The sequence below is a fragment of the uncultured Caulobacter sp. genome (assembly GCF_937900395.1).
Lineage (GTDB): Bacteria > Pseudomonadota > Alphaproteobacteria > Caulobacterales > Caulobacteraceae > Caulobacter.
In genome coordinates, this window is record NZ_CALCDX010000103.1 from 1 (window position 1) to 10,627 (window position 10,627).

Here is a 10,627-nt window from a genome sequence, read left to right on the forward strand (position 1 = left end):
GCGGGCGATCATCTCGTCCTTGTGGAAGGGCTTGGTCATGTAGTCATCGGCGCCGCCGGCGAAGGTCTTCACCTTCGTGTCGATCTCGGCCGTGCCCGACAGGATCATGATCGGCGTGTTGATCTTGGCGACCCGCAGCGTGCGCAGCACGTCGATGCCGCTCATGTCGGGAAGGTTCAGGTCCAGCAGGATCAGGTCGTAGTCGTAGATCTTGCCCAGATCCACGCCTTCCTCGCCCAGATCGGTCGTATAGACGTTGAAGCCTTCAGACTTCAGCATCAATTCGATCGTCTGCGCGGTCGCGCTGTCATCCTCGATCAACAGTACGCGCATGAGCCCCTCCACGCCATTCAGGCGTAATTCGACGTCTTGGCGGAATGACCGCCGGTTAAACCCTTCGACCATCCTGCCGGAGAGTTAATTTAAGACTGGTTAATGGTGAATGTTCGTGTTGGTCGAATGGTTAATCTGATTTGCGAATCGGGTGCAAGCCGTCCGCTGACGCTTTGGCACATTGGTCGCAGGCGTCGCACCCAGCGTTTCCGGGCCTTCCGAAACTGACCCGCCAAGGCTGGAAACCGGTAATCTCAAAGCCTCGCCGGACGTCCGCATCCGTTAATCAGAGGTCGTATCACACGGCCGCCAATCTGATATTGCGGCGTTCTGTCGCGAGAATTCCGACCATTGTTCTCGCGGCGCGAGCGCCGTTGGGGCCGCGATCGGTCCGGGGCCTGCGACGCCGCGACGCGGCGCTCAGGCCGGATTTTCTTCGGCCAGCCAGCCGGCGGCCCGCAGCTTGGCCACCGACGCGCGGCTGACCGGGGCGGTCTGACCGTCGACGAGGCGCAGGCGCAGGTTCCGACCGTCCCGCTCGACCCCGACGATCGCCCGCCGCGCCACCCACCACGAGCGATGGGTCTGCAGGCCCTCGACGCCGGCGAGCCCGGTGGTGACCCGCGCCAGCGGCCCCATTTCGAGTCTGGAGCCATGTTCGGTGCGCACCCGGACATAGTGGTCCTCCATCCTCAGATAGAGGACGGCGCCAGGGTCGATGGTTGGAGCCGCCGCCGTAACCGGAACCACGCCTTCGCTGGCGCGGGCCCGCGCGAGCGGGCGGACGCGGACGAAATAGTAGACCAGGACGATCGGCGTCGTGATCGCCACGCATTGGGCGTACCACGCTAGCGGACTCACCAGCCGGTCGATCTGCGGCCAGAGCGCGACGGCCACCAGACGCAACGGCGCGCCCTGAGCCACGCTTCCGACCAGAGCCACCGGGAGCAGGACCGTCCAGAGGGGCCAGCCACGACGCCAGGCCAGAACGAACCCCAGGCGCGCCAGGCCGCCGATCACCGCCATGCCGGTCACCGTGCTGCCGACCCAGTAGGCGATCCGCACGCCCATCCCGTCGTTGTAGAAACTGCCAAACGGCCCCATCAGCCCCAGCAGCACGCCGATGCCGACGGCGACGGCCAGGTCGATCGCCCATTCGCGGGCGGTCCCCAGCAGCGGCGGCATGGTGCGAGCGGCGGTCATGCCCTTCGTATAGAGCCAGCGCCGGCGGAGTCGCCAGCCCGCGCCCGCTCGCCCGCCCGCGAACCCATTCGCCCATTCGCGCAGAAGCGCTGGCGAAGACCCGTCTCGCCGCCGAAAGGGGCGACATCGTCATCCCCTCGAAGGACCGTCATGTCGCTCCGCGCCCTCCTCGCCGCCGCCCTGCTCGCGGCGACCGCCACCCCCGCCCTGGCCGCCAACGCCGGCTTCATGGTGCTGCAACAGCCGCGCCCCAACGCGTCGGCCGTGGAGGTCGGCGTCTGGTACCCCACCGACGCGACGCCTTTCTCCATAACGCTGGGCCTGAACGCCCAGACCGTCGCCGCCGGCGCGCCCCTCGTCGGCGAGCGCTTGCCGCTGATCGTCATGTCGCACGGCAACGGCGGTTTCTTCGGCGGCCATGCCGACACCGCCCAGGCGCTGGCCGAGGCCGGCTTCGTCGTCGCGGCGCTCACGCACCCCGGCGACAACTATCGCGACCAGAGCCGCGCCACGGCGATGGCCGACCGGCCCGCCGCCCTCTCGGCCCTGATCGGTTGGATGCTGGACGCCTCGCCGCTGAAGGCCAAGCTGGACCCCGAGCGCGTCGGCGCGTTCGGCTTCTCGTCCGGCGGCTTCACGGTGCTGGCGGCGGCGGGCGGCGAGCCCGACCTGTCGCGGATGACCGACCATTGCGTGAAGTCTCCCGCCAACTTCGACTGCAAGCTGACCGCCAGCCGCCCGGCGCCGGCGGGCGCCCTGACCGCCCCCTGGGTCCATGATCCGCGCATCAAGGCCGTCGTCGCCGCCGCCCCGGCGCTGGGCTTCACTTTCGGCGAGGATGGCCTGAGGGGGATCACCGCGCCGGTCCAGTTATGGAAGGCGGCGGACGACCAGGTCCTGCCCGGCGACGACTACGCCGAGGCCGTGCATCGGAACCTCAAGCGTCCGCACGACTACCACGTGGTCCCGAGCGCGGGACACTTCGATTTCCTCTCGCCCTGCGCCACGACGCCGCCCGCCGATCTGGCCTATCTGTGCGCCAGCGCCCCGGGCTTCGACCGCGTCGCTTTCCACCACGACTTCAACGCCGCCGTCGTCCGTTTCTTCACCGACCAATTGGTCGCACCCAAAGACGTCGCACCCGGGCGCTGATTTCATACCTGGTTAACCACGTTGCCCGACTGTGGCGACACGGGGGCGAATAGCCAAGTTTGGCGCTCCCCGTGGGGTTTCGGGGTCCAGCTTGCGCAGTCTCATCGCCGCCGTCGAACGCATCGACCCGCTGACCGTCTATGGTCGCGTGGCCGCCGTGAACGGCCTCCTGATCGAGGCGCGCGGCGGCTTGACCCGCCTGGCCGTCGGCGCCCGGGTCGAGATCGAGCGCCTGGGCCAGACCGCCCTGCCCGCCGAGGTCGTCGGCTTCCGCGAGACCCGCGCCCTGCTGATGCCCTTCGGCCCCGTCGAGGGCGTCGCGCCCGGCGCCGAAATCCGCATCGTGCCGGAGGGCGCCGTGGTCCGCCCAACCAAGGCGTGGTTGGGCCGGATCATCAACGCCTTTGGCGAGCCGATCGACGGCCTGGGCCCGCTGCCCCAGGGCGAGGTCCCCTATCCGCTGAAGACACCGCCGCCGCCGGCCCACGCCCGCGGCCGGGTCGGCGAGCGCCTGGACCTGGGCGTGCGGTCGATGAACGTCTTCACCACCACCTGCCGCGGCCAGCGCCTGGGCATCTTCGCCGGCTCGGGCGTCGGCAAGTCGGTGCTGCTGTCGATGCTGGCCAAGGAAGCGACCTGCGACGCCGTCGTCGTCGGCCTGATCGGCGAGCGGGGTCGCGAGGTCCGCGAGTTCGTCGAGGAGACGCTGGGCGAGGAAGGCCTGCGCCGCGCCGTCGTCGTGGTCGCCACCTCGGACGAGCCGGCCCTGACCCGCCGCCAGGCCGCCTACATGACCCTGGCGGTCAGTGAGTATATGCGAGACCAAGACCAGGAAGTCCTGTGCCTGATGGACTCGGTCACCCGCTTCGCCATGGCCCAGCGCGAGATCGGCCTGGCCGCCGGCGAGCCGCCGACCACCAAGGGCTATACGCCCACCGTCTTCACCGAGCTGCCCAAGCTGCTGGAGCGCGCCGGTCCCGGCCCGATCCGCGCCGATGGCACCACCGCCGCCCCGATCACCGCGCTCTTCACCGTGCTGGTGGACGGCGACGACCACAACGAGCCGATCGCCGACGCCACGCGCGGTATCCTGGACGGCCACATCGTCATGGAGCGGGCCATCGCCGAGCGAGGCCGCTTCCCCGCCATCAACGTCCTGAAGTCGATCAGCCGGACCATGCCCGGCTGCCAGACCCCGGACGAGCGCGAGATCGTCAAGGGCGCGCGCCAGGTGATGGCCGCCTATTCGAACATGGAAGAGCTGATCCGCATCGGCGCCTATCGCGCCGGGGCCGACCCCGTGGTCGACCGCGCGATCCGTCTCAACCCCGCCATCGAGGCTTTCCTTAGCCAGGATAAGGAAGAGGCAACCAGTCTCGACGACTCTTTCGGCATGCTGGGCCAGATCCTGCAGAGTGAGTACTGATGACCAAGTGGGCCGCCTCGCTGATCCGTATCTCCACCCACGAGGTCGAGACCCTGCAAAAGCGCCTCGCCGAGATCGTCGAGCGCCGCACGGCGGCCGAGCTGCGGGTGGCCATGCTGGACGCCGAGGCGGAAGCCGAAGCCAAGCGGGCCGAGGGCGACGCCAGCGCCGGCTGGTACATGATCGGCTACCGCGAAGGCCATAAGCGCCGCCGCGCCGAGATGCTGGCCCAGATCGAGCTGTGCCAGGAGGAAGAGGTCGGGGCGCGCGACGCCCTGGCCGAGGCCTTCGAGAACCTCAAGAAGTACGAGCATGTCGCCGAGCAGGCCAAGGTGCTGGCCGCCAAGAAGCAGGGCGCCTTCGAGGCCGCTCAGCTGGACGAGCTGGGCCTGCGCCGCAAGGCCGCCGGGTTCTAGATTTTAGATCCCGATCTCCCCGGCGAATGCCGGGGCCCAGATTCACCAGGAGAGGTTTGGGTGCTCGCGCTCAGCCGCATCACCAAACCCACATAGCCTTTCGACTTCGATCTGGGTCCCGGCATTCGCCGGGAAGGTCGGATGGAAAGGAAATCTCAAGTCGCTTGGCCCATGACTGCGACATGAGCCTCATTCACGCGCTTCAGGAAACCGGCAGCGCCAATTCGCTGGCGACGCGGTTCCGCCGCGCGCGGGCCGCGCATGTCGTCGCCCTGATCGAGAAGACCTTCGCCGAGCGGGGCCAGTGCCGCATCGCCGACCTGGGCGGCGAGCCGGCCTATTGGCGGCTGCTGTTCGACCACGACTTCCTGGCGTCGCGGAAGGTCCATGTCAGCCTGTTCAATCCGCAGCCGTTCACGGTGGACGATCCGCTGTTCAGCGCCGTGGTCGGCGACGCCTGCGACCTCTCGGGCCATGCCGATCTCAGCTTCGACCTCGTCCATTCGAACTCGGTGGTCGAGCACGTCGGCGACTGGCCGCGCATGGAGGCCTTCGCGCGCGAGTGCCGCCGCCTGGCGCCGCGCTACTACGTCCAGACGCCCTATTTCTGGTTCCCGATCGAGCCGCATTTCTCCGCGCCGTTCTTCCACTGGCGGTCGGAGCAGGCCCGCGCTCGCATGCTGCTGAAGCGGGGTTATGGCTGGTGGCCCAAGTCAGCGGACATGGGCGAGGCGATGCGCGCCGTCCAGCACGCGCGCCTGCTGGACAAGGCCCAGTTCGGCTTTCTCTTCCCCGACGCCCGCCACGTCGACGAGAAGATCCTGGTCGTCACCAAGTCGCTGATCGCGATCCGGGACTAAGGCCGAAGCCTCGCCGGATCACTTGCCGCTTCACGCCCCCAAGTTATCGTGGGGGCATGGGTCCTCTCTCAAACTATCCGCCGGATCTCAGGCGCGCGATCCTGAAGCTCTGGCGCCCAAGCTCTCCGTTCTGGGCCTTCCGCAGCAGCTCAGGCCTGGACAGGCGCAAGGCGCATGAGGTCGAGATCAGGATCGATGTTCCTCCAGAGCGGCTGACGCACGATCTGGACTTCCCAGGGTGGCGCATCGTCCTGACGACAGACGACGGCAGACTATTCCTGAGGCGCGAACAGCCTCTGACCAACGCAGCCCTAAGACAGCTTTTCAGGGAGGCGGTCGTCCTCGCCCGCGCGCACGGCGGCGGATTCCGGTCGTGGATGCACAAGCCGGACCTGGAAGACTAGTCGAACCGCGCGAAGAGCTTGTGCGCGAAGGTCGCCAGGACGTTGTCGACCTGATCCCAGCGGACCGTGCGCCAATCGATTTCCGTGTCCGCCCCGTTGTGATCGATGGGGCCGGGGAACATGCCGCCATAGATGACGTCCACCAGACCCGCCTCGCCCGCCGAAAAGGCGATGTAGGGCAGCGGCTGGCCGTCGGGATGATCCGGGCGCTTGATCTCCAGGCGGTGCTTGGCCGCCTCGCCTTCGCCGCTCACCTCATAACGCGCCTCGAACCCGTGCGCGCGGGCGCGTTCGGCCAGCGCGTTCAGCTGAGGCGTCAGCCTCTCCTGGGCGGACTGACCAAAGGTTGGCCGGTCCAGGTCGGGCCGCTCCGCGAAGGCGTCATCCTCGAACCGCGGAACCGGAGGGACCGCCGCCGCGCGGGGCCTTGCAGGCCTACGCACTCGAAACCCGAAGATCACCGCGATACAGCCTATGACAATCAAGGCCGCCACGACGTTGGGCAGACCTTCAAACAACTCGATACGCATAAAACGCCTCCGGCCTCGGTAGGCCACCGACGCCGTTCGCTAACATTGTCCTGGATCAAGTGAGGCCGGGGGCGGACGGCCTCGGCGGGCGCGCCCGCGGCGACGGCCACGTCATGCTCAAGGTTAATTCGAAGTCATGAAGGGCTTGTAAGTTGAGCGGCAAGATCAGCGCCCGTAAACCCCGCCGCTCCGGCGCGTAACGCCGTTTTTTGAACAGCAATTGGCGAGCCTAGGCCAAGGCGCGCGACCGTCGTCGCGCGTCGTAAGCCCCGCTGCGCCCAGTCCTCAGGGGTATATCGTGATCCATCATCTGTCCGTCAGCGCCATCGATCCTCAAGGCGTCGCGGAATTCTTCGCCGACATCATGGGCGGCGTCGCCGTCGACTTCCCACCCAATCCGGGTAGCCAAATGGTGTTCAAGGCCGACGGCATGGGCACCGCCATCGAAATCTATCCGGCCGGCAGCGTCATGGTCCCGAACGGCGACCCCGGCGCGGTGTTCGTGCGCCAGGCCGAAGCCGCCGAGCGCCGCTCGCCGACCCACTTCGCGCTCAGCGTCTCGATGGAGCGCCAAGCGGTTCTGGACCGCGCGGCGGCCAAGGGCTGGGACGCCTTTGTCTGCGATCGCGGCGGCCACTTCCACGTGATCGAGGTGTGGGTCGAGAACGCCTGGCTGGTCGAGATCCTGCCGCTGGATTTCGCCGCCGAATACCTGAGCTTCGCCAATGCGGTGACCGAGATGGCCAATCCGGACGCGGCCCTCGACACCCACCAGCCCCAGGCGCGCACTTTGGAGCATGCCTGAGGGTGAGCGGGGCGGCGCTCCCCCGAACGCCGCCGTGCCTTGCCTCGTCGACCTCCGCATTACGACGAGTTCACTTTCGTCGCTACAAATGTAGCGCTACGGATGTAGCGAACAGTCAGCGGAGGCCGCCTTGATCGACGCCTTGCCCCGACGCGAGCGCGAGGTCTTCGAGACCCTGTGCCGCCTGGAGACCGGCACGACCGCCGAGGTCCGCGCCGCTCTTCCCGATCCCTTGAGCGACTCCGCCGTCCGCACCCTTCTGGCGCGCCTCGAGAACAAGGGGCTGGTCGAGCGCTCTCCGGGCGCGCACGGCGTCGCCTATCGCCCCGCCCAGGCCACCGAGACCGTCGCGGTCGGCGCCCTGCGCAGGCTGATCGACACCTTCTTCGCCGGCTCGGCCGCCAGCGCCGCCAGCGCCCTGCTGGGCCTGGGCCAAAAGCTGACGCCGGAAGAGGCCGCCGCCCTCGAGGCGATGATCGACAAGGCCGTGGAAACCAAGGGTGGGGAGGACAAGCAATGACCTGGACGCTGCTGATTTCTCTGCTGGTCAAGTCCAGCCTGATCGCGGGCGCGGGCCTGGCCCTTTCCCGCCATCTGAACTGCCGCCCGGTCGAGCGGGTGGACATCCTGCGCGGGACCGTCTGCCTGCTGTTGGCCCTGCCGGTGATCATGAACGCCCTGCCGCCGATCGAGCTGGCGCTGCTGCCGCCGCTCGCGGACGCCCCCATCGCCCTCCAGACCCCCCCGATCGCGCCGCCCCTCCCCGAAGCCTCCGTCCCGGCCTGGATGACCCCGGGCGCGATCCTGGGCGGCCTGTGGCTGCTGGGCGCCGCGCTGATCAGCGGCCGTTTGGCCCTGGGCCTGCGCACCCTGACCCGTTGGACCCGGAAGGCCGAGCCGGTCACCTGTCCCGTCTGGCTGGCGCCGATCGAGGACCTGCCGCCGGCGGACCGCCCCAACCTGGTGTGCACCGACCGCGTGGCCGGCCCGCTCAGCTGGGGCGTCGCGCCAGGCTCGATCCTGATCGATCCGGCCACCCTGGCCGAGCGCCATACCGCCCCCGCGATCATGGCCCACGAGCTGGCACATCTGCGCCGCCACGACTGGATCTTTCTGCTGATCTCCCGCGTCGTGCTGGCGATCTTCTGGTTCAACCCGCTGGTCTGGCGCCTGCACGCCGTGCTGCGTGAACGCTCGGAGGAAGCCGCCGACGCCGCCGCGCTGGGCTTCGTCGACCGCGCCCTCTACGCCCGCACCCTGGTCCGCCTGGCCGCCCATCCCGCGCCCCTGCTGGCCCCGGTCGCCTCCCTGCCGATGGCCGCCGACAGCCGGACCCTGAAGTCGCGCATCGCCAGCATCATGATCGACACGCCCGCCCGCCGCCGGCCGCTGACTGTCGCCCTCTGCATCGGCGCCATCGCCCTAGTCGCAGCGCCCCTGGCCGCCTTCGCGGTGACCCGCCAGATCGCGCCGCCGATCCCGCCAGTCCCCCCAGCCAAGGTGACGAGCGCGCCGCTGCCGCCCACGCCGCCGGCGCCCCCGGCTGAACCGGCTCCTCCCGCGCCGGCCGCCGAGGCCGCGCCTGCGGCGCCTGCGGCTCCAGCGGCGCCGGCCGCTGACGCGGCTGACGCCTACGATCTCGCCCAGGCGCGAGCGCAGGCCGATTGGGAAAGAGCACAGGCGCGGGCTCAGGCTGAGTGGGCCAGGGCCCAGGCAGAAGCCACCCGCGTCAACGCCGAGCAGATCCGCCGCCAGGTCGAGGCTCACCGCGACGAGATCGAAGCGGCCGCCCGGGTGGCTAGCGCCCAGGCTCGCGCCCAGGCGCGCGTCTACGCCCAGCAGGTTCGCCTCTCGGCCGAAGAAACCCGGCGCATCAGCGAAGAGGCCCGCAAGGCCGCCGACCGCGCGCAGGCGGTGGCGATGAGACAATCTCGCGCCGACATGGCCAGGGGCGCCGAGCAGATGCGGGCCGGCGCGCGCCAGATGCGCGAGGAAGCCGCCCGCCTTCGGGACCCCGCCTACCGCGCCCAGCAGATCGCCGAGAACCGCGCGCGCGGCCAGACGGTGACGGACGAGGAATTGCAGGACGTCGCTCGGCGCATGCCCGCGCAGGCGGATGAAATGGAGCGGCAGGCGGATCGACTGGAACGGCGGGCCGCGGATCGCTGATCATTGACGCCACTTGCGAGCCCTTCGCAAAGAAGCTAAGGGACTATTGTCGCTTCCGCGACCGTAAGCGTCTCACGTCAGGCAACGCATCCCATCCGGTTCCGGCCGGACAGCCGGAGCTTCTCCGGTGGATGCGAAATGGCCGGACCTCGTCAGTGAGACTCTCGATGCAATCTCATCCCTCGATCATCACGTTCCAGCGCCTGCCTGCCCGCTACGCGGCCTTCGTCATGCCCCTGGTGCTATCGGTGATCATGACCTTCGTGGTGTCCGGCATCTCGACCTTGCGCTCCGTGGGCCTGTCACCGGGACTCGCGGCGACTTGGATGTCGGCCTGGGGCCTGTCTTGGCTGGCAGCTTTTCCCACGCTGCTGCTGGTGCTGCCGCTGGTGCGGCGGATCGTCGGCCTGATCGTGGCGCCGCCGACGCGTTAGGCCATCAGCACAAACAAGAAGGGCGGCTCGTGAGAGCCGCCCTTGCCATATCCTAGCTGTCCAGGAAGCTCCGCAGCTTGCGCGACCGCGACGGGTGCTTGAGCTTGCGCAGGGCCTTGGCCTCGATCTGGCGGATGCGTTCGCGGGTGACCGAGAACTGTTGGCCGACTTCTTCCAGCGTGTGGTCGGTGTTCATGCCGATGCCGAAGCGCATGCGCAGCACGCGCTCCTCGCGCGGCGTGAGCGAGGCGAGCACGCGCGTCGTCGTCTCGCGCAGATTTGCCTGGATCGCCGCATCGATGGGCAGCGCCTCCAGTTTGTGGAAGCGCACCATCCCGTCGGGATCGATTTCCAGCTTGCCGTCGGTGACGGCTTCCGACAGCGCGCGCAGTCCCACGTCCAGATGAGCATGCAAGCGCGAGAGAAATTTTCGGGGATCGATGGTCAGGCTAAGCGCACTGATCAAGCCTTGGCGCTCCTTCTTCCATTCGGCCGGAGGGATCAAGAGATCTTCCCGATTGCGAAACTCCCAACTGTGGTCGATCCACATCCGTCCACCCCGCAATCCCTGGCGCACCGCCAGCATTGTGGAAGCCTTCAGCGCTGCAAATGCCTTCGTGCGGTCAGCATCATTGAGCAGGTCGTGCCAGACAGGACCGGCAATGTCGGCGTCGAAGCCCGCCGGCAGTTCCCTGGCACCTTGCCCGATCAGTTCGCGCAGCGCGACGACTTGCTTCATCGGCCGCTGATCGGCATGCCCCTTCAGGTCAAGGTCAGAGAACGAGTTGAGCAGGGCCGTGACGCGCGTCGCATCGTCGGCGAGCGACTGCCGAACGAGAGCGGCGTGGCTGTTGGGCTGTGATTTCTCGTCCTTCGGCAGCAGTTCTTTCAGAGC

General features: G+C 68.4%; 12 protein-coding genes. 8 read left to right on the top strand and 4 right to left on the bottom strand.

From position 1 onward, the window contains the following. Together Q0379_RS08970 and Q0379_RS08975 are read right to left on the bottom strand one after the other, a co-directional pair. On the bottom strand, positions 1 to 333 hold a 333-nt coding region (locus Q0379_RS08970), incomplete at its 3' end, for a response regulator (RefSeq protein ID WP_366519310.1). Positions 334 to 753: 420 nt separating this feature from the next. Then, positions 754 to 1,536 (bottom strand): LytTR family DNA-binding domain-containing protein, encoded by a 783-nt coding sequence (locus tag Q0379_RS08975; protein ID WP_299007275.1) that lies wholly within the window; start codon positions 1,534 to 1,536, stop codon positions 754 to 756. 150 nt (positions 1,537 to 1,686) lie between these two features. Here Q0379_RS08975 and Q0379_RS08980 point away from each other — a divergent pair, with 150 nt between their 5' ends. The 4 genes from Q0379_RS08980 to Q0379_RS08995 all read left to right on the top strand — a co-directional run bounded on the left by Q0379_RS08980 (position 1,687) and on the right by Q0379_RS08995 (position 5,390). Beyond that, a complete protein-coding gene (locus Q0379_RS08980; RefSeq protein WP_299007279.1) occupies positions 1,687 to 2,688 on the top strand; it encodes a dienelactone hydrolase in 1,002 nt (333 codons plus the stop codon). Positions 2,689 to 2,779: 91 nt separating this feature from the next. Next, positions 2,780 to 4,114 (top strand): flagellar protein export ATPase FliI, encoded by a 1,335-nt coding sequence (gene fliI, locus Q0379_RS08985; RefSeq protein WP_299007282.1) that lies wholly within the window; start codon positions 2,780 to 2,782, stop codon positions 4,112 to 4,114. Then, positions 4,114 to 4,530 (top strand): flagellar export protein FliJ, encoded by a 417-nt coding sequence (locus tag Q0379_RS08990; RefSeq protein WP_299007285.1) that lies wholly within the window; start codon positions 4,114 to 4,116, stop codon positions 4,528 to 4,530. The genes fliI and Q0379_RS08990 overlap by 1 nt, the downstream gene beginning before the upstream one ends. A gap of 182 nt (positions 4,531 to 4,712) precedes the next feature. Then, a complete protein-coding gene (locus tag Q0379_RS08995) occupies positions 4,713 to 5,390 on the top strand; it encodes a class I SAM-dependent methyltransferase (protein WP_299007288.1) in 678 nt (225 codons plus the stop codon). Positions 5,391 to 5,790: 400 nt separating this feature from the next. On the opposite strand, the gene Q0379_RS09000 is transcribed toward Q0379_RS08995, so the two are convergent. Continuing rightward, a complete protein-coding gene (locus Q0379_RS09000; protein ID WP_299007291.1) occupies positions 5,791 to 6,324 on the bottom strand; it encodes a hypothetical protein in 534 nt (177 codons plus the stop codon). 298 nt (positions 6,325 to 6,622) lie between these two features. Between Q0379_RS09000 and Q0379_RS09005 the strand changes: the two genes are divergently transcribed. The 4 genes from Q0379_RS09005 to Q0379_RS09020 all read left to right on the top strand — a co-directional run bounded on the left by Q0379_RS09005 (position 6,623) and on the right by Q0379_RS09020 (position 9,732). Further along, complete coding sequence (locus Q0379_RS09005; protein ID WP_299007295.1) at positions 6,623 to 7,129, top strand: hypothetical protein; 507 nt, start codon at positions 6,623 to 6,625, stop codon at positions 7,127 to 7,129. Positions 7,130 to 7,259: 130 nt separating this feature from the next. Beyond that, a complete protein-coding gene (locus Q0379_RS09010) occupies positions 7,260 to 7,649 on the top strand; it encodes a BlaI/MecI/CopY family transcriptional regulator (RefSeq protein WP_299007297.1) in 390 nt (129 codons plus the stop codon). Next, on the top strand, positions 7,646 to 9,298 hold the full coding sequence (locus Q0379_RS09015; protein ID WP_299007301.1) for a M56 family metallopeptidase: 1,653 nt from the start codon (positions 7,646 to 7,648) through the stop codon (positions 9,296 to 9,298). Before Q0379_RS09010 ends, Q0379_RS09015 begins: the two co-directional genes overlap by 4 nt. A 167-nt stretch (positions 9,299 to 9,465) precedes the next feature. Beyond that, positions 9,466 to 9,732 (top strand): DUF2798 domain-containing protein, encoded by a 267-nt coding sequence (locus tag Q0379_RS09020; RefSeq protein ID WP_299007304.1) that lies wholly within the window; start codon positions 9,466 to 9,468, stop codon positions 9,730 to 9,732. Between the two features lie 52 nt (positions 9,733 to 9,784). Here the strand turns inward: Q0379_RS09020 and Q0379_RS09025 are convergent. After that, on the bottom strand, positions 9,785 to 10,627 hold an 843-nt coding region (locus tag Q0379_RS09025; protein ID WP_299007307.1), incomplete at its 5' end, for a sigma-70 family RNA polymerase sigma factor.

What these genes read in the sequence shown, in the direction of transcription:
- Q0379_RS09020 (WP_299007304.1), top strand. Translation starts at nt 9,466, where the DNA reads ATGCAATCTCATCCCTCGATCATCACGTTCCAGCGCCTGCCTGCCCGC.
- Q0379_RS08990 (WP_299007285.1), top strand. Translation starts at nt 4,114, where the DNA reads ATGACCAAGTGGGCCGCCTCGCTGATCCGTATCTCCACCCACGAGGTC.
- Q0379_RS09000 (WP_299007291.1), bottom strand. Translation starts at nt 6,324, where the DNA reads ATGCGTATCGAGTTGTTTGAAGGTCTGCCCAACGTCGTGGCGGCCTTG.
- Q0379_RS08995 (WP_299007288.1), top strand. Translation starts at nt 4,713, where the DNA reads ATGAGCCTCATTCACGCGCTTCAGGAAACCGGCAGCGCCAATTCGCTG.
- Q0379_RS08975 (WP_299007275.1), bottom strand. Translation starts at nt 1,536, where the DNA reads ATGACCGCCGCTCGCACCATGCCGCCGCTGCTGGGGACCGCCCGCGAA.
- Q0379_RS09015 (WP_299007301.1), top strand. Translation starts at nt 7,646, where the DNA reads ATGACCTGGACGCTGCTGATTTCTCTGCTGGTCAAGTCCAGCCTGATC.
- Q0379_RS08980 (WP_299007279.1), top strand. Translation starts at nt 1,687, where the DNA reads ATGTCGCTCCGCGCCCTCCTCGCCGCCGCCCTGCTCGCGGCGACCGCC.